We start from the raw sequence: 21,332 nt of genomic DNA on the forward strand, positions 1-21,332 counted from the left end.
ATCACCTGCGCGGCCGGCTGTCGGGGGTCCGACTCGTCGGGCCGCGCCCGGCGCTCCGGGGGCTACCGTCATCGCCGTGCCGCCGGATCTGAGACCGCCCGCGGCCGGGGGCGCCGTGCAGGTGCGGCTGCTCGGTCCGGTGGACATCACGGTGGCGGGCACGCCGCGGCCGGTGCCCGGGCTACGGCGGAAGGCCGTGCTCGCCGCCCTGGCCCTCCAGCCGGGGCAGCCGGTCAGCGTCGTCCGCATCATCCAGGTCACCTGGGACGGCAGGGCGCCGGCGACCGCGGTCAACACCCTTCAGAGCCACGTCTCCTACCTGCGCCGGGCGATCGGCCTGGGTACCGCCATCGCGGCCCGGCCGCCCGGCTACCTGCTGGACGTCGGAGCCGACGGCACCGACTTGCAGGTCGCCACCGGGTTGATCAGGCAGGCCCGGCGCTCGGCCGACCCCGCGGCGGCCGCCTCCCGGCTACGGGAGGCGCTCGCGCTGTGGCGCGGACGGCCACTGGCCGACCTCGCCGGCCTGACCTGGCTCGACGAGCAGGCGCAGTGGTTGGCGACGCTCCGGCTGGACGCCGTGCACGCGCTCGTCGAGGCGCGCCTCGCCCTGGGCGAACACGCGCAGCTCGTACCCGAACTGGAGCGGCTGACCGGGCAACATCCCTACCACGAGGACCTCCAGGGCCACCTGATGCTCGCGCTGTACCGCGCCGGTCGACCCGCCGACGCGCTCGCCGCGTACCGGCGGTTCCGGCGGGTCCTCGGCGACGAACTGGGCACCGATCCGGGCCCCGCGCTGCGCCGGCTCGAAGCCGCGATCCTGCGGCAGGACGCCGGCCTCGACCCGCCACCGCTCCCGGCCCAGGCCACCGGCGCGGGCGGTGGGTCCGCCGCGTCGGCGGGGGCGGTACCCGCGCAGCTGCCCCTGGCCCTACCCACCTTCAGTGGCCGAGTCGGCGAGCTCGCCCTCCTGGACACCGTTCTCGCCGGGGCCGCCGCGAGGTCGCCGACGGTGATGATCACCGTGGTGTCGGGGACCGCGGGGGTCGGCAAGACGGCCCTCGCCGTGCAGTGGGCGCACCGGGTGGCGGGCCGGTTCCCCGACGGGCAGCTGTACGTGAACCTACGCGGCTTCGACCCCGCCGGGTCGGCGGTGCAGCCGGCGGCGGCGCTCCGTTCGTTCCTCGGCGCGCTCGGCGTCCCGGCCGACCGGATCCCGGACGGTCTGGCCGATCAGGCCGCGCTCTACCGCTCCGCGCTGGCCGGCCGGCGGATGCTGGTCCTCCTGGACAACGCCCGCGACGTCGAACAGGTCCGGCCACTGCTGCCCGGCGCACCGGGATGTCTGGTGGTGGTGACCAGCCGCAGCGAGCTGACCCCGCTGGTGGTGGTCGAGGGTGCCCACCCGGTGCCCCTGGACCTGCTCTCCGCGCCGCAGTCCCGGGACTTGCTGGTCCGCCGGCTCGGGGCCGATCGGATCGCGGCCGAGCCGCGGGCGGTGGCGGACATCATCGCCCGCTGCGCGCGACTGCCCCTCGCGCTGGCCGTCGCCGCCGCCCGGGCCGCCACCCGCCCACACCTCTCGCTCGGGGCGCTGGCCGCCGAGCTGCGCGCCGCCACCCCGGTACTGGACGTCCTGACCGGCGGGGACGCGTCCACCGATGTCCGGGTTGTCCTGTCCTGGTCGTACCAGGCGTTGAGCGAGGACGCCGCGCGGCTGTTCCGGCTGCTCGGCCTGCACGCCGGCCCGGACCTCGCGCCACCGGCCGCGGCCAGCCTGGCCGGCATCCCGCTGCGCCGGGCGTACGCCCTGCTGGCCGAGCTGACCGGCATGCACCTGCTCGCCGAGACCACCCCCGGCCGGTACGCGTTCCACGACCTGCTCCGGACGTACGCCCTGGAACGGGCGCACGCCGCGGACGACGGGCACGACCGGGCGGCGGCGACCGGCCGGCTCCTCGACCACTACCTGCACACCGCGCACGCCGCCGCCCGGTTCCTGGACGTCATCCGACCCCCGATCCCGCTGGACGCGGTGCCGGCCGGTGTCACGGTCGGGAGCATCCCCGACCCGGAAGCCGCGCTGGGCTGGTTCTCGGCCGAGTACGGGATGCTTCTCGACGCCGCGCGGCAGGCCGCCCGGGCCGGGCACGACACGCACACCTGGAAGCTGGCCTGGACCCTGAGCACGTACCTCGTGCGGCAGGGACACTGGCACGAGCAGATCGACGTGCACCACGACGCGCTGGCCGCCGCCCGTCGCCTGGCCGACCCGCTCGGTCAGGCCAACGCCCGACACGGCCTCGGCCTCGGCCACACCCGGTCCGGCAGGTTCGACGAGGCCCACCCGCACCTGCTCGCCGCCCTGGAGCTGTTCGGCAGCGCCGGTGATCGGATCAGCCAGGCGCTCGTGCTCGACAGCCTGACCTGGCTGGCCGAACGGCAGGGCCGGCCGGCCGACGCGCTCACGCACGCGGAACACGCCTATCGGCTCGCCCAGGACACCGGCGACGCCGCCACGCAGGCGCGGCACCTCAACGCCATCGGCTGGTGCCACGGCCTGCTGGGTGACCACCGGCAGGCGGTCGCGTACTGCACGTCGGCCCTCAACCTGTTCCGCGGGCTCGACGACCGGAGCGGCCAGGCGGCGACCTGGGACAGCCTCGGCTACGCGTACCGCCATCTCGGCGTCCCGAAACGGGCCGTCGACTGCTACCACCGGGCGATCGACCTGTATCGCCAGCTCGCCGACCCGTACAACGTGGCACTCAGCCTCGCCGACCTCGGCGAGATCCACGACGACGTCGGCGACCGGCGGACCGCCCGGCGGGTCTGGCAGGAGGCGCTGTCCATTCTCGACGGGCTCGCCCATCCGGACGCCGAGGGGATCCGGGCGAGGTTGGCCGCCGGGGCCACCCTCTCGGGTGCCGGATCGGCGGGTGGGCCATCGGGCCGCTCGGCTCCGCCCGGGTCCGCCGACGCCTGACGGCCGACCCGGTGGCTCCGCACCGGATCGGCCGTCGGCGGCCCGTCGTCAGCCGGGCCTCACCACCGGATGGTGATCGTGCACCACGGCGGGAACAACTTGCACTTGAAGGTGATGCTGAACTTCGGCCTCTTGCGGCTGGTGAACTCCACCGTGGGCGCCTCGGTGCCGGCCTTGTCGGCGAGCTCGGCGATGGACGTCTTCTCGGTCAACTCCCGGGTGGTGTAGAGCTCCTTCCCGTCCTCGGTACGCACCACGGCCTGGTCCGGCTCGTACGGGTCGGGCGCGCCGACCGCGTCGAGGATGTACTTGACCTCGCCGGCCCGGATGTCCCCCGCACGTCCGTCGATCACCGCCTCGTCGACCCTGACACCGCCACGGCCGTCCACCGTGATCACGTCGGCGGTCGCCGTCATCGGCGAGTCGAAGGGGTACCACCCGAAGTGCCAGTCCCCACCCTGGCAGTGGAACAGCCCGTAGGTGGTGCCCTCGGGCACGTAGACGATGGTGACGTTGCCCTTGTCGTCGACGTTCTCGACCGGGCAGTCGGTGGCCTTCGGCGAACCCGGTTTGTCGTCCTGGGCGTTGGCCGTGCCCGGCGCCGACAACACCACGGCGGCGAGTACGGCGAGCGCGATCCATCGCGCGCCCGTCCTGCGAATCATGTGCCCTCCAGTTTGTACGTGACCGGGTGACCCGGTCGCCACCAACCACCGTGGCTGCACGGGCTGGAACGGCGCTGATGCGGCGCTGAAACCCACGCGACGCGGGCGGCGATCGCAGCGCTGCGACGCGACGGCGACCGCCGGATCCACCGCGTCACGCGACTCAAGTAATGCTCAAATCCGGCTCGGTCGATCAATGGTCACCAAAGGACACCCCTACGCTCCCCTCAGTTCCAGCCGGTCCCATCGCTGTTGGCCACCACATCAACCACGACGCCACAAGCAGAAGGAGGGAAGAATGCGACGCACACAACAACTGCGCATCGCGCTTCTCGCGCTACCCGCCCTGGTGGGGAGCGTCCTCATGGCAACCACGCCCGCGGGCGCGGATCCCGCGGAGTCGACAACCAAGGCGGGCTCGGAGCGATCCCACCTCGAGGATCAGGAGCCGGTACGCCTCGCGCGTATCCAGCTCACCGGTGCCGACATGCTGGACAAGGTCGTCGCCGCCGGCTTCGACCTCGAGCACGGCCTCCGGCGGGTGCCGACCGGTATCGAAGGCGAAGCGGTGGTGACCGCCGAGCAGGTCGCCGAGCTCAAGACGATGGGCGTCGAGATCCTCGGCGACGACGAGAGCTTCGCGTGGAGCGACGAGGCCGACGGCGGGCTCCAGGCCTCCCGCGCCCAGGCCGTGCAGCCGCTCAGCCACGAGCAGACGGTACGGGTCGTCCGCGCCGACTGGTTCACCACGAAGGGCCAGGGTTTCCTCTACGTCGAGGCGCGGACCACCGACGGGCAGCAGACGAACCCGATCGTCGGGATGCAGCTCGAGAACGACTCGGGCCCGAGCACGTCGTTCGGCTTCGCCCGGACGATGAGCCGGTTCGTCGACTCCGGTCAGTACATGTTCCACCGGAACCTGTTCAAGCTCGACGCGCGCCCGAGCCAGATCCGGGTCACGAGTTCGACCGGCGGCGTCGCCACCGGATTCGTCTCCAACTGGCTCGAGGACGGCACGCCGCCGCTGACGGCGACGCCGGGCTACCGGTCGGACTTCGTCGACGGTTACCGGACTCCGCAGCAGCTCTACAGCCGCGCCGAGGAGATCGCCCGCCAGTACCCGAAGATCGCCGAGATCATCTACCTGCCGAACCAGACGAACGGCTACCAGCGCAAGGCGCAGGCCACGATCGGCGGCACCGGGCAGGCGGCGGTGGTCGCCAGCTCGGCGGCGTGGGGCCACGAGGGCGGCAACGACATCACCGTCGACTTCGTGAACCGGTCGGGGGCGAACCTTCCGCTCTCGGTCGAGGTCAACGGCAAGGCGGTCCGCGTGCTGCTCGCGAAGGACGCCTCCGGGGCGCTCGCGAGCACCGCCGCGCAGGTGGCGAACGCACTGAAGTCGCAGTCGGGCGGCCTGATCGACCGGGCGCACCCGTACCGGACCAACGCGGGCACCGGCATCGTCCAGGCGACGCCGGTCCCGGTGGCCCTGACCGACTTCCTCGACGAGAAGCGCGCCGGCGCGCCGGCGGGCGACGTGCCGCGTGGCCCGGCCACGATCCCGGTCCTGCGGATCGGCAAGCACCGTGACGGCAAGAAGCCCGGTGTCCTGATCCAGGCCCAGGACCACGCCCGCGAGTGGGTGCCGGCGACGACGTCGCTGGAGGCTGCCGAGCGCCTGGTGCACAACTACGGTTCCGACAAGGAAACGAAGAACATCGTCGACAACACCGACGTCTTCCTCATCCTGTCCAACAATCCCGACGGGGCGAACTACAGCTTCTACAACTTCGCCTCGCAGCGCCGGAACATGACGAACCACTGCCCGGACACCGACGCCGATCCGGCCCGGCGCAACTCCTGGGGCGTCGACCTGAACCGGAACTACCGGGTCGGGTCGGGTCACGACGGCTACTCGGGCGCGTCGACCAGCTGCGTCAGCGACACCTACCAGGGGCCGGAGAAGCTCTCCGAGCCCGAGTCGAAGAACATCATCTGGCTGGTCGAGAAGTACCGGAACATCAAGTTCATGATGTCGGTGCACTCCAACGGCGGCCAGCTGTTCTGGCAGCCCGGCGCCTACATCGCGGACGGGCGGATCACCACGCCGCGCCCGCCGCTGGGTGACGAGGCGTTCTACTGGCAGTCGGCCGGCCGGATCCTCTCGCAGGTCAAGGCGCACCGGGAGACCGTCGTCACGCCGGAGAACGTCGGGGGCTCGTCGGACGTCCTCTACTCCTCGGCCGGCAACGTACGCGAGGACCTCTACTTCAACTACGGGATCTACGCGTTCGGCTGGGAGGTCGGCGGCTCGGTCTACAACCCGGCCACCGGCAACTGGCAGGGCGGCTCGTTCCAGCCGGCGTGGGCGGGAGACCCGAACCTCGTCAGCGGGCACGCCGAGACGATGGAGTACGCCAACGGGATCGTGGAGATGTTCCGGATCGCGGCGGAGTGGGGCAAGGACAACAAGAAGCCGACCTCATCTCTGGTGCCCGGAGCGGGGAAGTACGTCGGGTCCGTCGACGTACGCTTCGAGACCAGTGAGCCGGCCACCGTCTACTACACGACGGACGGCAGCCGCCCCACCCTCGAGTCGCCGCGCTACCAGGCGACCGAGTTCCGTGAGCCGGGGCAGGTGTTCCACGTGACCGAGACGACCACGTTCCGCTGGTTCTCCGTCGACGTCGCCGGCAACATCGAGCAGAACTACGACCCGACCAAGAACGACACACGCAACAACTACCGCGAGGCGACGATCACCGTCGTCGAGCAGTAGTCCCGCCCGTTGACCATTGCCTCGTCGGTGGGGTTCCGCCCACCGACGAGGCGATGTCGGCGCGGGGTGGCCCGGTCGTCAGCGGTCAGCAACCAGCTTGCCGAACGCCCCGGTCAGCCGGCAGCACGGTTCAGGGCTCGGCTCCGGTCAGCGCCCAGACGTTGACCAGTAGCGCCGCGCCCGCGGCGGCAGCCAGCGGCACGGCGACGCCGCCGGCGAACAGGATGCCCCAGAGCCCGCCGAGTGCCGCACCGATCAGGGCGAAGATCACCGCGCGCCCCCACCACCGCCGGTTCCCGGGCAGCGACGCCCCGGCCGGGAGGATGACGAGATCGTGCAGGTTGCCGTCCACATCGAAGCGTTCCTCCAGCACCACCCGCTTCGGTGGCTGGTGCCGCAGCCGGCCGATGGGAACCAGCCGGACCTGGCCGGGCAGCTCGACGACCACCCGGCGCTTCGAGGAGACGTCACCGTGGACCGTGACGGGGACGGCACCGCTCACCGAGTCGACCACCGGGTGCCACATGACCCGCTGCCAACGGTCCGGGTCGTGGCGTCGGTCTTCCGCCAGGGCGATCCAGGTGCTGTTGCCGACCGAGATCGGCTGGCCGTCCGGTCGCTCGCCCGACAGCACCGACGCCGTCATGAGGCGACGGGACCGCCCCGCGGCGCGTCGGAACAGCAGTCCCCGCAGCATCCAGCCGAGAACCACGAGTACGGTCACGAAGCCCGCGATCACGATCGGTGCCACGAGGTCGTCCGCCTCGCTGGTCTCGTCCGGGTCGGCCGGGAAGCCGCGGGGGGCGAGCTCGGCCGGATCGTAGGCGACCGGGAAGGTCTGCCCCTTCGGGTACCGGTCCGTGCCGTAGATGCCGAACCGCTGCACGTGCTCGCGCCCGGTGTTGTCCACCCACCGGACCCGGATGTCTCCGGCGTCTCCGATGCCGTCCTCGACGACGGTGCCCTCGGCGACCGTGGTGGCTCGTTCCTCTGCGCTGACGTACCGTTGCGCCTGCCAGCCGAGTACGGCCGCGATGACGACGAATCCGAGCAGCGCGGCGGCGAGCGCGAGCAGCGCGACCCGAAGAACCGGCCGTCGGGGACTCATCGCACCGCCCGCTCGTCGAAGGTCGGGAGCAGTTCCCGTATCCCGGCCGGGTTGGCGCTGTCGACGGCGTGCCGCACCAGCGCTTCGACGTCGAGCGGCGCGCCGGCAGGGCCGAGCAGCACGCGCGCCGTCCACCGGCTGGCCCGCGACCAGCCGGCATCCAGGAGCGCCCCGGCGACCACGCGGCCGAGACAGTCGACCAGAACGTCGCGTCCGGCGACGGCCCGCATCGGTCGCGGCACCTTTCCGATCTCCGGGTCGATCGCCCGGGCCAGCCTCACCCAGCTGCCGTCCGCCACCGCGTCGGCCGCGACGGCCACCGCCCCGCGTACGGAGTCCTGTCCGGTCACCTCGACGAGATGCGCCGCTGCCTCCCGCAGGCCCACCTCGAAACGTTCCGGTTCGAGGTCGAGGAGCCGGACCGGTCGCAGCCCGTCCGGGCCGTCCTCGGAGCTGACCAACTCCCGCACGCACCACCGCCGCAGCCCGTCCGCGTCCCGCAACGGGACCGGCGCGCCAGCGTCCCAGCCCAGGCCGGGATGCTCGGGCAGCGCGGCGAGGCGGACGGCCAGCGGGGGCGCGAGCGCGATGGCCATCGGCAGGTCATCGTCGGCGGCCGCTGCCGCCAGGCGCGGCGCGACGTACGGGTCGGCGAGCAGGGCGTCGAGTGCCTCGTACAGATCCTCCGGGTAGGCGCCGTCCTCGTCGAGCACCTCCGCCGACGTTTCGCCGAGCAGGTCGAAGGCCTCGGAGACGGTGCCGAGCCGGGTGAGGGCGTCGCGCACCGCCGAGGTCCCCGCGACAGCGGCGGCGTCCGCGTCCGCAGCCAGGGCCAGCGGCCAGGTGCGGGCCTGGCTCGCGCGCAGCAACCGCTCGACCACGGCGGCCGGAGCCCGGAACCGGCCCTCGATGCTTTCCAGCAGCGAGTCCCGCGCCCCGAGCAGCAGCCTGGTGCGCCGGTCACCCGCGTGCTGCTGGTACGCGAACTCGCGGGCCAGGACGGCGGCGAGTTCGGCACCGGTGAGCCGGCGCGCCAACGGCAGGCCGAGGAACACGGTGAAGGTGCGGAACCCCGCAGACTTCGTACGCAGCACGCCGACGTCCGGCTCGGCCACGATCCGGACGAGCAACGGGAAGCGGAAGCCGATCCGCTCGGCGACCTGCCGCACCAGGGTGGCCAGCTCGGGTTCCGCGGCCGGACGCACGGCGTGGCCACGGAGTCGTGGCCGCCGCGTCACCGTGCCGATCACCGCGAACCCGATCACGGGCAGCGCGATCCACACCAACGGCACCCAGTCGCGGAAGATCACCAGGGCGGCGAGCACCGCCAGGCCGATCAGAACAGGGGTCAGATTTGCCGCGACGGTCATCGCTGCGACGAGCGCCCAGTCGCGTACCGGCGACCGGCGGGCGGTGGGAGGGTCTGCGGCGTTTCCCATGTCTCCCTCTGCGGCCAGGGACATCGAGGATATGTCCCCGCCGCCGTCGCCGGAAGGCGCCACGTTGACCAGACCGATCAGGAATCAAGAACCCGGGTCATGGGCCGCAGATAGCGTTACCGCCATGGACATCACCATTCACGCGGCCTTCCTCCCGCAGAACGACCCGGATGCCGCCCTGGCCTTCTATCGCGACGCCCTCGGCTTCGAGGTCCGCAACGACGTCGGGTACAGCGGCATGCGCTGGATCACGGTCGGCCCGCCCAACCAGCCCGGCACGTCGATCGTCCTGCACCCGCCGGCCGCCGATCCGAGCATCACCGACGACGAGCGTCGCGCCATCGCCGAGATGATGGCCAAGGGGACCTACGGCATCATCACCCTGGCCACCACCGATCTCGACGGCACCTTCGATCGGCTGCGGGCCAGCAACGCCGAGGTCGTCCAGGAGCCGACCGAGCAGCCGTACGGGATCCGCGACTGTGCCTTCCGCGATCCGGCCGGCAACCTGGTCCGCATCAACCAGCTGCGCTGAGCCGTCCGCTGATCGCCGATCCGGCCCGCACCCGGCCGGGCCTCGGGCACGATGCCTGCGTCGCCGAGCGCCCGGCAGCCAAGGTTCTCTCGCTCCCTTTGGACCTGATGTCGTGAACGAATCACGCACTCGGCCGGGTCCCGCCTGATTCGGCTGTGCGATCAGGTCCAAAGGACCCGACCACGCGAGCGCCCTAGCGGGGCGGGGCGGGCTCCCGGCTCCTGATCGGTCGCATGACCTGCTTGGCCAGGCAGCCGGGAATGCCCGCGCCGTCCTCGGCGGCCAGCCGGCGATAGGTGCTCGGCGGCATGCCGACCAGCTCGGAGAAGCGCGTGCTGAAGGTGCCCAGCGACGAACAACCGACCGCGAAGCAGACCTCGGTGACCGACAGGTCACCGCGTCGCAGCAGGGTCATGGCCCGCTCGATGCGCCGGGTCATGAGGTAGCTGTAGGGCGACTCGCCGTAGACGGCACGGAACGCCCGGCTCAGGTGCCCGGCCGAGAGGTGTACGCCGCGCGCCAGCGCCGCCACGTCCAGCGGCTGCGCGTAGTCCCGGTCGATCCGGTCGCGGACGCGGCGGAGCAGGGCGAGTTCACGCAGGCGCGGGTCGGGTGTGGCGGTCACAGCTGACAGCCTGCCTGGTGGGCCGCCGCACTGCCCACTTGATCTTCAAATCGGGCGAGTTCGCGCACCGAACGCGGCATTGCCGGTGTGGGGCGGCTCACTCCAGGCGACCGGCAGCGAACCGGCGCACGGCTCAACCCGTACCCCATGGGATGCGGGCCTCTCCGTAGGGTGGACCGCGTGGCAGACCCTGTCCTCTCCGCGGGCGGCTCCGCGACCCGGAACCCGCTCACCCTGCTCACGCTCGACGAACTGCGGCAGCGCACCAGCGTGAAGTGGCGGATGCATCCGCCCGACGTGCTGCCGCTGTGGGTCGCGGAGCAGGACGTGCCCCTCGCTCCCCCGGTGGCCGACGCGCTCCGCCGCGCGGTCGACCTCGGCGACACCGGCTACCCGTACGGGACGGCGTACGCCGAGGCGCTCGGTGACTTCGCCGCCGGGCGCTGGGGCTGGCACACCTTCCGGGTCGACCACACGACCGTCGTACCCGACGTGATGATGGGGATCGTCGAGGTCCTCCGGCTGGTGACCGACCCGGGCGACGCGGTCGTGGTCTGCCCTCCCGTGTACCCGCCCTTCTACGCCTTCGTCAGCCACGCCGAACGGCAGGTGATCGAGGCCCCGCTCGGACCCGACCTGCGGATGGATCCCGCGGCTATCGACGAGGCCTTCCGCCGGGCCCGGGCCCTCGGCCGCCGTCCGGCGTTCCTGCTGTGCAACCCGCACAACCCGACCGGCGTCGTCCACCGCCGCGACGAACTCGAGGCCGTCGCCGAGCTGGCCGACCGGCACGGCGTGCGGGTGCTCTCCGACGAGATCCACGCCCCGCTGGTGCTGTCCGGCGCGCGCTTCACCCCGTACCTCACGGTGGCCGGGGCCGAGAACGCGTTCGCCCTGATCTCCGCCTCGAAGGCGTGGAACCTCGCCGGCCTCAAGGCGGCGGTCGCGGTCGCCGGGCCGCGGGCCGCCGCCGACCTCGCCCGGATGCCCGAGGAGGTCAGCCACGGGCCCAGTCACCTGGGCGTCATCGCGCACACCGCCGCGTTCCACGCCGGCGGGGAGTGGCTCGATCTCCTCCTCGACGGCCTCGACGCCAATCGCACGCTGCTGGCGGCGCTGCTGGCCGAGCACCTCCCGTCCGTCACCTACCACCGACCGGAGGGCACCTACCTCGCCTGGCTGGACTGTACTGCGCTGGGAATCGACACGGAGCAGCCGGACGGCGGACCCGGGGTGGCCAGCGACCTCGCCGGGCCCGCGAGGATGTTCCTCGACCGCGCCCGGGTCGCCCTCAGCTCCGGGCATGTCTTCGGCACCGGCGGGACCGGCTTCGTACGCCTCAACCTCGCCACCTCACCGGCGATCCTCACCGAGGCCGTCACCCGCATGGGCCGGGCGGTCGACGGGCACCAGGCGGCGGAGGATTGAGCCCTCGGGTGCCCGGCTACCGTGCTCCGGCACCGGCCCGACCAGCCGACGGACCGCCTCACCCGCGGGCTGGACCGCGCCGGGAGCCGGTCCCGCCGCCGCCGGGTTCGTGATTGCCCGCAGGCCCAGGCGCAGCGTGCCGAGCAACAGCAGCAGGGCGACCTCGCCCAGCGCGACGGCCCGTTCGATCAGCCCGAGGTACGGCCGCAGCGGTGAACTCGCCAGGTAGGCGGAGACGAACGGAACGAGGGTGACCAGGCAGACCGTGGCGGTCACCGCCACCACCCGGGCCCCCGGTCCGCACCGCCGCCGGGCCGTCAGCAGCGCGCCGAGCGGCAGGCCGAGCAGGGCGATCACGGAAGCCCACTTGTGGATCTCGCCGGTCATGGTGTTCGGCGCCCCGACCGGGTCGCGCGGAAAGACCGTCAGGATCACCAGACCGAGGCACCAGGCGGCGTAGCAGGCGGTGGCCGGGAGCACGGCTGCCTGTCGCCGCCACAGCAGCGGGCCGAGCAGGCACACCGAGCCGGCGGCCAGCACCAGAACCGCCGTGTCGAAGATCCAGCCGTCGGGGGCGAGCGCGTAGTCGCTGATCGTGTCCGCGACCGGGCTGAGCCGGTTCACCAGCACGTGCAGCAGGGCGAAAAGCAGCAGCGCCAGCGCGGTGGTGGCCAGGCCGAGGATGCGCAGACCTGCCGGCGCCGCCACCACCCGAGACGATGACAAGGGCACTCCCCTATCCCGACGGCGATGACAAGGGCCTCTGCCGGCGACTGCCGGCGACAGAGGCGCAGGCGCATACCCGCTGTCCGGCGAAGTACGCCACCCGCTCGACGGGATTCGGGGCCGCGCGCCGGCCTCCGCCCGCCCGGGTCGTGCGCGATCACCGCGCCCGGGGGCGTCCCAGTGGTTAGAACTCCTATTTTGCTGGTAGGAATTATGGGTTAGCCTCGAAGGCATGATCAGCCAGCAGCCCCCGCTCGACGGCACCGCGATCGCGGTGTCGCGGGGTTGTTGCCGTGGCTGGACCGGCGCGCGCGGCTGCTGCCGCTGAGCGCGCATCACTGACTTCTCCCCAACCGCCGCGCCGCCGGCTCGACGACGACCGGCAGCGTTTCCGCGACCCCGATCAACGGCCGCCTGGTGCCGCGCACCCATCTGCGGGGATGGCGCGTACCCATCGCTCCCGATCAGGAGGAAGGTCATGTCCGTCATCGCCCAATCCACAGCTCCGGTCGACCCCGACGCGTTCCGTGCCCTGCTGCGCCGGCAGGCCGCGTCGGTCGCGGTGGTCACCGCCGCGGGTGACCCGCCGGTGGGATTCACCGCCACCTCGTTCACGTCCGTGTCGCTGCGCCCACCGCTGGTGTCGTTCTGCCTGGCGCGCTCGTCGTCGAGTTGGCCGACCGTCGCCGGCGCGCGGCACGTCGCGGTGCACCTGCTCGGCGAGGGCCAGCGCGAGGTGGCGCGGACCTTCGCCACCAGCGGTATCGACCGCTTCGCCGCGCACTCCGGCTGGCGGCGCGGCCCGTACGGGGTGCCGCTGCTGGACGAACCGGTCGCCTGGCTGCTGTGCCGGGTGACCCAGCGGGTGCCCGCCGGCGACCACGCCATCGTGCTGGCCGAGCCGCTGAGCGGCCACCACGGCGACGGGGCACCACTCCTCTACCACATGGGGCGGTACGCCGCCCTGCAAGCAGCCACGAAGGAGCCGTAAGTGAAGCCGCCATCCATCCTGGACCGCCGGACGTTCCTCTCCGCCACCCTCGGCGTGGTCGCGCTCGGCGTGACCGCGTGCGCCGGCGACGAGACCCCGGCCGCGACGCTGGCCGCCGGCGCACCGTTGCCGGAGTCCGTACCCGAGGGCACCAAGCTCGTCATCGGTGACAAGGAACACCAGAAGGCGATCGAGTTCTCCGGCGAGGCGGAGAAGTTCACGTTCGAGGTGGAGTGGGCCAACATCAGCGGTGGCCCGCAGACCCTGGAGGCGTTCCGCGCCGACGCCCTCGACGTCGGGTCGGTCGCGGACATCCCGCCGATCCACTCCCACTGGACGGGCATCCCCACCAAGATCGTCGCGTCGAAGTTCCGCCAGGACCCGCTGAACCACGCCATCTACCGGCTCGGCATCGCACCCGGCGTCACCGTCGCCGCCCTCGCCGACCTGCGCGGCAAGAAGATCGCGTACAGCCCGGGGCAGGCGCAGGGCGCGCTGGTGCTGCGGGCGTTGCACAAGGCCGGGCTGACCAAGGACGACGTCAAGCTGGTGGAGCTGCCGAGCACCGGCGACGTCTACGTGACCGCGCTCGCCAGCCACCAGGTCGAGGTCGCCCCGATCGGGGGCGTGCAGATCAGGCGCTACGAGACCAAGTACGGCAGAAACGGCGCCACCACGATCGCGCACGGTCTCCGGGACGACCCCGGTCACCTGTACGTGCCGGTCACCGTGCTGGCCGATCCGGCGAAGGCGGCCGCGATCCGCGAGTACGTACAGGCGTGGGCGCGCGCCTGGCGGTGGCGCGAGGCCCACCCCGACGAGTGGATCGAGCGGTACTACGTCAAGGACCAGGGCCTCACCACCGACGACGGCAGGTGGCTGGTCGAGAACGCCGGCGTGGCCGACATCCCGGCGAGCTGGACTGAGGCCATCGCCCGCCACCAGGAGACCATCGACCTGCTGGCCAAGGAGACCGGCAACAAACCGTTCCGGGCCGAGGACCTGTACGACCGGCGGTACGAATCGGTCGCCGCGGACGCGCTCGCCGCGGGAGTGGCCCGGTGACCGCCTCGGTGCTCACCCGGCCCCGGCCGGCGGAGGTCACGCCCGCCCGCCGGCCGCGGCGCCGGCTCAAGCCGGGCCGCCCGGTCCGGTTCGGGGCGGCGATCGGCCCGCTCCTGCTCCTGGCGCTGTGGGCGCTCGGCTCGGCGGCCGGCTGGCTCGACTCTCGTACCCTGTCGGCGCCCTGGACCGTGGTGACGACGGCGGGTGACCTCATCGCGGATGGCCGCCTGCCGGAGCACCTGGCCGTATCGGCCCAGCGGGCCGGTCTCGGGCTCGTCATCGGGACCGGCATCGGTACGGTGCTGGCGCTCGTCGCGGGGCTGAGCCGGTGGGGCGAGGCGATCCTCGACGGACCGATCCAGATCAAGCGGGCCGTGCCGGCGCTCGCGCTGGTGCCGCTGCTCATCCTCTGGCTCGGCATCGGCGAGCAGATGAAGGTCACCACGATCACGCTGGGTGTCTTCGTGCCCGTCTACATACACACCCACAACGGGTTACGGACCATCGACAGCCGCTACGTCGAGTTGGGCGAGTCGCTGCGGCTGCGGCGTGGCGTCTTCGTCCGCCGGATCGTGCTGCCCGGCGCGCTGCCCGGGTTCCTGCTCGGCATGCGGTTCGCGGTCGTGGCCGCGTGGCTGTCCCTCGTGGTAGTCGAGCAGATCAACTCGACCAGCGGGATCGGCTACATGATGGATCTGGCCCGCCAGTACGGCCAGACCGACATCATCATCGTCGGGCTCGTGCTGTACGGGCTGCTCGGGCTGCTGTCCGACGGTGCCGTCCGGCTCGTGCAGAGAAGGGCGCTGTCGTGGCGACGCACGCTGGCGGGCTGACCGCGACCCGCACCGTACGCGTCCAGGGGCTGGTCCGTGGCTTCGGTGACCGTACCGTCCTGGACGGGCTCGACCTGGAGATCGGCGCGGGTGACTTCGTAGCCCTGCTGGGTCGCAGCGGCTCGGGCAAGAGCACCCTGCTGCGTGCGCTCGCCGGCCTGGACGGCGACGCGACGGGCGGCGGCCTGGTCGACGTACCGGGGCACTCCTCGGTCGTCTTCCAGGACGCCCGGCTGCTGCCCTGGCAGCGCGTCCTGGACAACGTCGTCCTCGGCCTGCGCGGGCCGGACGCACGCCAGCGGGGCCGCGCGGCGCTCGCCGAGGTGGGCCTGGCCGGGCGCGAACGGGCCTGGCCCACCGAGCTGTCCGGGGGTGAGCAGCAGCGGGTGGCGCTGGCCCGGGCGCTGGTGTCCGAGCCCGAGCTGCTGCTGGCCGACGAGCCCTTCGGGGCGCTGGACGCGCTGACCCGGCTGCGCATGCACGACCTGCTGCGCGAGTTGTGCGCCCGGCACCGGCCCACGGTGCTGCTCGTCACCCACGATGTCGACGAGGCCGTCACGCTGGCCGACCGGGTGCTGCTGCTCGACACCGGCCGGATCGCGGTCGACCTCCCCATCGACCTGCCGGCGCCCCGGTCGCACCGGCAACCGCAGTTCCTCGCCTACCGGGACTCCCTGCTTGGGGCGCTCGGCGTCGAACAAACGGAAGGATGATCATGCTGCACCTCAACGCGTTCCTGATGGGCGTCGGTCACCACGAGGCGGCCTGGCGGCTGCCGGAGAGCGACCCGTACGCGCAGACCGACGTCGAGCACTTCACGCGCCTGGCCCGCATCGCCGAGCGCGGCAAGCTCGACTCGCTGTTCCTCGCCGACAGCCCGGCGCTATGGAACAGCATCGGCCGGCGGCCGAGCGGCACCCTCGAACCGACCGTGCTGCTGACCGCCCTGGCCGGCGCGACCCGCCACATCGGTCTGATCGCCACCGCCTCGACGACGTACAACGAGCCGTTCAACCTGGCCCGCCGGTTCGCGTCGCTGGACCACATCAGCGGCGGCCGGGCCGGCTGGAACATCGTCACCACCGCCGGCGTGCAGGCGGCCCGCAACTTCAACCTGGAGGAGCTGCCCGCCCACCGGGACCGGTACGAGCGGGCCGCCGAGTTCATCGAGGTGTCGCGGAAACTCTGGGACAGCTGGGACGACGCCGCGCCGCTCGGTGACAAGGACGCCGGCCGGTGGGGCGACGACGACCTGCTCTACCCGCCCGAGCACACCGGGCGTTACTTCCGGGTGGCCGGCCCGCTCAACGTGCCCCGCTCGCCGCAGGGCTACCCGCTGCTGGTGCAGGCCGGTTCGTCCGAGGACGGCAAGGAACTGGCCGCCAACTACGCCGAGGCGGTCTTCACCGCCCAGCAGACGCTCGCCGAGGCGCAGGCGTTCTACCGCGACCTCAAGGGGCGTACCGTGCAGGCCGGCCGCGACCCGGACAGCATCAAGATCCTGCCGGGCATCGTGCCGGCGATCGGCGCCACCGAGTCGGAGGCCCGCGCGCTGGAGGACGAGCTGGACCGGTTGATCAAGCCGGAGTACGCCCGGCAGCAGCTCGCCACCACCCTGCGGGTCGATCCCGAGGACCTGGACCTGGACCAGGAACTCCCCGCCGACCTGCCCAGCGAGGACGAGGTCGAGGGTGCCAAGAGCCGGTACACGCTGATCGTCACGCTGGCCCGGCGGGAACGGCTGACCGTACGCCAGCTCATCGGCCGGCTCGGCGGCGGGCGCGGGCACCGCACCTTCGCCGGCACGCCGGAGCAGGTCGCCGACGCCATCGAGGAGTGGTACGGCAGCGGCGCGGCCGACGGCTTCAACATCATGCCGCCGGTGCTGCCGTCCGGGCTGGAGGCGTTCGTCGACCACGTCGTGCCGATCCTGCAGCGCCGGGGGCTGTTCCGCACCGAATACACCGGGAGCACCCTGCGCGACCACTACGGGCTGCCCCGCCCGGCCAACCAGTTCGCCCGGCAGCCCGCCACCGCGTCCCGCTGATCCCGAAAGAAAGGAAGAGAACATGGTCGAGCACCGGCCGTTCGGTCGCACCGGCGTACAGATCAGCTCGCTGACGCTGGGGGCGATGAACTTCGGACAACGCGGCAACCCGGACCACGACGACAGCATCCGGATCATCCACCGGGCCCTCGACGAGGGCATCACCGCCATCGACACCGCCGACGTCTACTCCCAGGGCGAGTCGGAGGAGATCGTGGGCAAGGCCCTCGCCGGTGGACGGCGGGACGAGGTCTTCCTCGCCACCAAGTTCCACGGCCAGGTCGGCGACAACCCGCACCACCGGGGCAACTCCCGTCGCTGGATCATCCGGGCGGTGGAGAACAGCCTGCGCCGGCTGCGTACCGGCTGGATCGACCTCTACCAGGCGCACCGCCCGGAGCCGGACACCGACTTCGACGAGACCCTCGGCGCGCTCACCGACCTGGTACGCCAGGGGAAGATCCGCTACCTCGGCACCTCCACGTTCGAGCCCTCGGCCATCGTGGAGGGCCAGTGGATCGCGCGGCGGCGCGGGCGGGAACGGGTGGTCAGCGAGCAGCCGCCGTACTCGATCCTGGCCCGCGGTGTCGAGCGGGAGGTGCTGCCCGTGGCCCAGCGGTACGGGCTGGCGGTGATCCCGTGGAGCCCGCTGGCCGGCGGCTGGCTCTCCGGTCGATACCACGCCGGGCTGGAAGCCCCGATCTCCCGTCGGGCCGACCGGTTCCCGGCCCGGTTCGACCCGAGGTTGCCGGCCAACACCGCCAAGCTCACCGCCGTCGACCAACTCGCCGCCCTCGCCGACGAGGCCGGGCTGTCGCTGATCCACCTGGCGATCGCGTTCGTCCTGGAACACCCGGCCGTCACGTCGGCGATCATCGGACCGCGCACCCTGGCACACCTGGAGTCGCAGCTCGGCGCCGCCAAGGTGACACTCCCCCGCGACGTGCTGGACCGCATCGACGCCATCGTCCCGCCCGGCACCACCCTCAACCCCGCCGACACCGGCTACCAGCCACCGGCACTCGACCCGGCCCAACGCCGTCGCGGCGGGTCGCCGGCACAGCCGACGGGGGTGGCCTGGTGAGCGGCGGACCGTCGACCCCGGAAGTCGTCGTGCTGGTCGGTAACCCACGCGCCGGATCGCGGACCCGAGGCGTCGCCGAAGCCGTGACCAGGGCACTACTGGACCGGCTGGGCTGGTCGCCGGACGCTGTCCAGGTACTGGAGCTCGCCGAGATCGTCGGGGTGTCCTTCGGACCGGAGCCGGCGTACGGGGCGAAGGCCGGACCGGACCCGTTCGCGGCGGTGCGCTCCGCGCGGCTGCTGGTCGTCGCGACACCGGCGTACAAGGGCAGTTTCACCGGGCTGTTGAAGGTCTTCCTGGACCAGTTCGGGCACCGGCAGCTGGCCGGCGTCACCGCCGTGCCGCTGGCGGTGGCCGCCTCGCCCGCACACGCCGAGGCGGCGGCGTCGGCCCTGCGCGACGTCCTGGTCGAACTGGGTGCGAAGGCGTCGACGCCGCTGGCCGTACCGGAGTCCCAGCTGGCGGACGCGCCCGAGATCGCCGCCGAGTGGGCCGACCAGCACACCGACCCGATCACCTCCGTCTCCTCCCCCGCCTGAGGGCGGCACTACCCCCGGAGATCTCCGATGACGTTCCCGACCATCCGCGGCTGGCGCCGGAGCCTCGCCGCGATCGCCGCCGCCGCGCTGCTGGCCGGCCTGCCGGTCGCCGCGCCGGCAGCCGCCGCCCCGATCGACACCGCCCTGCAGTGGTACGACACCACCGCGGCCACCATCGCGACCAGCACCCGGCCGCAGGTCACCAACAGCCGCGCGTGGGCGATCAGCTGGCTCGCGGCCGCCCGCGCGGTACGCACCACGCCGGCCGGACCCGCGCGCCACTACCAGGACGCCGCGCTCGCGTCCGCCGTCCACACCGCGCTGAGCACCCTGATCCCCGAGGGCACGCCGGCCCTCGACGCGGCCCTGCGGACCACGTTGGACCGCATCCCCGACGGGCCGGCCAAGAACCGTGGCGTGGCCGCCGGGCAGGCCGAGGCGCGGTCGCTGCTCGCCCAGCGGGCCGGCGACGGGCTCGACCCGGCCTCCGTCAACCCGGCGTATCCCGCGCCTGACCCGGGGCCGGGCGTCTGGCAGCCCACCCCACCGAGCTTCACCGCAGCCCAGCAGGCCGGAACCCGGTTCGCCACGCCGTTCCTGCTCGACCGCGCGGACCGGTACCGGCCCGGGCCGCCGCCCGCGCTGGGCTCGGCGCGCTACCGTGCCGACCTGGCCGAGGTCCGCGCGTACGGCGCCGCCGACAGCACCGTACGCACCGCGCGGCAGACCGACACGGCGACGTTCTGGCTCGGCTCCTCGCTGACCCTCTACACCGGGATCCTGCGCGCCGCGCTCGCCCAGTCCACCGGGCCGGTCGCGTGGCGGGCGAGCCTGGTGGCCGTCTTCCACGTCGCGCTCGTCGACACCCAGATCGCCACCTCCGACGCCAAATACGCCTACCTGCGCTGGCGGCCGGTCACCGCCATCCGGACCGCCGACGGGGACGGCCAATGGACGCCGCTGCACGAGACACCCGCGCACCCGGACTACCCCAGCGGGCACAACACCTACGCCGGTGCCGCCGAGCAGGTGCTCACCGCCCTGTTCGGGGCACGGGCCCGGCAGCCGTACACGATCACCAGCCCCAGCCAGCCCGGCGCCACCCGCACCTACGTCGACTGGCGACGGCCCACGGAGGAGAACACCGACGCCCGGGTGTGGTCGGGCATCCACACCCGGGCAGCCGACGAGGCCGGCGTCCGGCTCGGCCGGGACGTCGCCGCGAACGCCGTCCGCAACGCGCCACGGCTGTTCGGCTGACCACTCCCCCGTTACCCAGAGCAGGAAGATCACGATGACATTCCTCTGGTACATCCCGAACCAGGTCCAGCCCGGCCATCGCGGCGACGATGCCGTCGAGCACCACAACAGCCTGGAGACCCTGACCAGCCACGCCGAGGCCCTCGAGGAACACGGGTGGGCCGGCGCGCTCATCGGGACCGGCTGGGGCCGGCCCGACACCTTCACCGTCGCCGCCGCACTGGCCGCCCGGACGGCGACCTTCCAGCCGCTGATCGCGATCCGGCCCGGCTACTGGCGGCCGGCGAACTTCGCCTCGGCCGCCGCGACGCTGGATCATCTCACCGGCGGCCGGGTGCTGGTCAACATCGTCTCCGGCAAGGACAACCTGCCGGCGTACGGCGACAGCGAGGGCGAGCAGGCCCACCGCTACGCCCGCACCAAGGAGTTCCTGCAGGTCGTGCGCCGGCTGTGGACCGAGGAGAACGTCACCTATCAGGGCGAGCACTTCCAGGTCACCGACTCCACCGTGGCGCTCCGGCCGATCGTCGACGGCACGCGTAGACATCCCCGCCTCTACTTCGGCGGCGCCTCGCCGGCCGCCGAAGAGGTGGCCGCCACCGAGGCCGACGTCCAGCTCTTCTGGGGCGAGCCGCTCGACGGCGTGGCCGAGCGGATCGAGCGCCTCGAGCTGCTCAGCGAGAAGCTGGGCCGCGAGCACGCCCCGCTGGAGTTCGGCCTGCGGGTCACCACGCTGGTGCGGGACACCACCGAACAGGCGTGGGCCGACGCCGAGGCCAAGGTCGCGAAGATGGCACAGGGCGCGGACGGCGGCACGCGCCACCCGAACTGGCAGGCCGCCGTCGGCCAGCGGCGGCTGCTCGACCTCGCCCAACGCGGTGAGGTGCTCGACGACAACCTCTACACCACCCCGGGCCGGTTCGGCGGCGGCGGAGCGGGCACCACCTGGCTGGTCGGCACCGCCGAGGAGGTCGCCCGGTCGCTGCGCAGGTACCAGGCCCTCGGCATCACCCACTTCGTGCTCTCCGACACGCCCTACCTGCCGGAGATCAAACGCCAGGGCGACCAACTGCTGCCGCTGTTGCGCGACTGAGCGCCACCGGGCGGCGGTGCCCGGACCGGACGGCACGGCCGGCCCCGGTCCGGGCGGCCGTCCCGGGCCGGGGCGGCGTCAACGTCGGCTCGGCGTCGGCGTCGGCGTCGGCGGGGAGACGAA

General features: G+C 72.7%; 18 protein-coding genes. 13 read left to right on the plus strand and 5 right to left on the minus strand.

Going from position 1 to position 21,332, the window contains the following annotated elements:
• The first annotated feature begins 76 nt into the window (after positions 1–76).
• The gene (locus tag ACIRG9_RS16425) at positions 77–2,989 is read left to right on the plus strand and encodes a BTAD domain-containing putative transcriptional regulator (RefSeq protein ID WP_402855975.1); all 2,913 of its coding nucleotides are present in this window, start codon (positions 77–79) and stop codon (positions 2,987–2,989) included.
• 59 nt (positions 2,990–3,048) lie between these two features.
• Here the strand turns inward: ACIRG9_RS16425 and ACIRG9_RS16430 are convergent, their stop codons facing one another.
• Positions 3,049–3,654: a hypothetical protein gene (locus ACIRG9_RS16430; protein ID WP_402855978.1), complete on the minus strand. Its 606-nt coding sequence runs from the start codon at positions 3,652–3,654 to the stop codon at positions 3,049–3,051.
• Between the two features lie 298 nt (positions 3,655–3,952).
• On the opposite strand from ACIRG9_RS16430, the gene ACIRG9_RS16435 reads away from it, so the two are divergent.
• Complete coding sequence (locus tag ACIRG9_RS16435; RefSeq protein WP_402855981.1) at positions 3,953–6,436, plus strand: M14 family metallopeptidase; 2,484 nt, start codon at positions 3,953–3,955, stop codon at positions 6,434–6,436.
• A gap of 130 nt (positions 6,437–6,566) precedes the next feature.
• On the opposite strand, the gene ACIRG9_RS16440 is transcribed toward ACIRG9_RS16435, so the two are convergent.
• Together ACIRG9_RS16440 and ACIRG9_RS16445 are read right to left on the minus strand one after the other, a co-directional pair.
• Positions 6,567–7,544 carry a hypothetical protein gene (locus tag ACIRG9_RS16440; RefSeq protein ID WP_402855984.1) on the minus strand — a complete coding sequence of 326 codons (978 nt, stop codon included), beginning with the start codon at positions 7,542–7,544 and terminating at the stop codon, positions 6,567–6,569.
• Entirely contained in the window at positions 7,541–8,983 is a 1,443-nt protein-coding gene (locus tag ACIRG9_RS16445; protein WP_402855987.1) for a hypothetical protein, read from the minus strand. The genes ACIRG9_RS16440 and ACIRG9_RS16445 overlap by 4 nt, the downstream gene beginning before the upstream one ends.
• A gap of 124 nt (positions 8,984–9,107) precedes the next feature.
• Between ACIRG9_RS16445 and ACIRG9_RS16450 the strand changes: the two genes are divergently transcribed.
• The gene (locus tag ACIRG9_RS16450; protein ID WP_402855990.1) at positions 9,108–9,518 is read left to right on the plus strand and encodes a VOC family protein; all 411 of its coding nucleotides are present in this window, start codon (positions 9,108–9,110) and stop codon (positions 9,516–9,518) included.
• A 193-nt stretch (positions 9,519–9,711) separates the two neighbouring features.
• Here ACIRG9_RS16450 and ACIRG9_RS16455 read toward each other — a convergent pair whose 3' ends face one another.
• Positions 9,712–10,143 carry a helix-turn-helix transcriptional regulator gene (locus tag ACIRG9_RS16455; RefSeq protein ID WP_402855993.1) on the minus strand — a complete coding sequence of 144 codons (432 nt, stop codon included), beginning with the start codon at positions 10,141–10,143 and terminating at the stop codon, positions 9,712–9,714.
• Positions 10,144–10,323: 180 nt separating this feature from the next.
• Between ACIRG9_RS16455 and ACIRG9_RS16460 the strand changes: the two genes are divergently transcribed.
• Positions 10,324–11,571 (plus strand): MalY/PatB family protein, encoded by a 1,248-nt coding sequence (locus ACIRG9_RS16460; RefSeq protein ID WP_402855996.1) that lies wholly within the window; start codon positions 10,324–10,326, stop codon positions 11,569–11,571.
• Here the strand turns inward: ACIRG9_RS16460 and ACIRG9_RS16465 are convergent.
• Entirely contained in the window at positions 11,497–12,297 is an 801-nt protein-coding gene (locus tag ACIRG9_RS16465) for a DUF998 domain-containing protein (protein ID WP_402855999.1), read from the minus strand. The genes ACIRG9_RS16460 and ACIRG9_RS16465 overlap by 75 nt on opposite strands.
• 478 nt (positions 12,298–12,775) lie before the next feature.
• Here ACIRG9_RS16465 and ACIRG9_RS16470 point away from each other — a divergent pair, with 478 nt between their 5' ends.
• The 9 genes from ACIRG9_RS16470 to ACIRG9_RS16510 are packed head-to-tail and all read left to right on the plus strand — an operon-like array spanning position 12,776 to position 21,209.
• On the plus strand, positions 12,776–13,288 hold the full coding sequence (locus ACIRG9_RS16470; RefSeq protein ID WP_402856001.1) for a flavin reductase family protein: 513 nt from the start codon (positions 12,776–12,778) through the stop codon (positions 13,286–13,288).
• Entirely contained in the window at positions 13,289–14,353 is a 1,065-nt protein-coding gene (locus ACIRG9_RS16475) for an ABC transporter substrate-binding protein (protein ID WP_402856005.1), read from the plus strand. It abuts the gene before it with no gap.
• Positions 14,350–15,186, plus strand: a complete 837-nt coding sequence (locus ACIRG9_RS16480; RefSeq protein ID WP_402856008.1) for an ABC transporter permease — start codon at positions 14,350–14,352, stop codon at positions 15,184–15,186. The genes ACIRG9_RS16475 and ACIRG9_RS16480 overlap by 4 nt, the downstream gene beginning before the upstream one ends.
• Positions 15,162–15,899 (plus strand): ABC transporter ATP-binding protein, encoded by a 738-nt coding sequence (locus ACIRG9_RS16485; protein ID WP_402856011.1) that lies wholly within the window; start codon positions 15,162–15,164, stop codon positions 15,897–15,899. Before ACIRG9_RS16480 ends, ACIRG9_RS16485 begins: the two co-directional genes overlap by 25 nt.
• The gene (locus ACIRG9_RS16490; RefSeq protein ID WP_402856014.1) at positions 15,896–17,233 is read left to right on the plus strand and encodes an LLM class flavin-dependent oxidoreductase; all 1,338 of its coding nucleotides are present in this window, start codon (positions 15,896–15,898) and stop codon (positions 17,231–17,233) included. Before ACIRG9_RS16485 ends, ACIRG9_RS16490 begins: the two co-directional genes overlap by 4 nt.
• 22 nt (positions 17,234–17,255) lie before the next feature.
• Complete coding sequence (locus tag ACIRG9_RS16495; protein ID WP_402856017.1) at positions 17,256–18,317, plus strand: aldo/keto reductase; 1,062 nt, start codon at positions 17,256–17,258, stop codon at positions 18,315–18,317.
• A complete protein-coding gene (locus ACIRG9_RS16500; RefSeq protein WP_402856020.1) occupies positions 18,314–18,856 on the plus strand; it encodes an NAD(P)H-dependent oxidoreductase in 543 nt (180 codons plus the stop codon). The genes ACIRG9_RS16495 and ACIRG9_RS16500 overlap by 4 nt, the downstream gene beginning before the upstream one ends.
• A 27-nt stretch (positions 18,857–18,883) precedes the next feature.
• A complete protein-coding gene (locus tag ACIRG9_RS16505; RefSeq protein ID WP_402856023.1) occupies positions 18,884–20,116 on the plus strand; it encodes a vanadium-dependent haloperoxidase in 1,233 nt (410 codons plus the stop codon).
• 34 nt (positions 20,117–20,150) lie between these two features.
• Positions 20,151–21,209: an LLM class flavin-dependent oxidoreductase gene (locus ACIRG9_RS16510; RefSeq protein WP_402856026.1), complete on the plus strand. Its 1,059-nt coding sequence runs from the start codon at positions 20,151–20,153 to the stop codon at positions 21,207–21,209.
• Positions 21,210–21,332 lie beyond the last annotated feature (123 nt).

This window comes from Micromonospora sp. NPDC093277, from assembly GCF_044765245.1.
In the GTDB taxonomy this organism is placed as follows: domain Bacteria; phylum Actinomycetota; class Actinomycetes; order Mycobacteriales; family Micromonosporaceae; genus Micromonospora.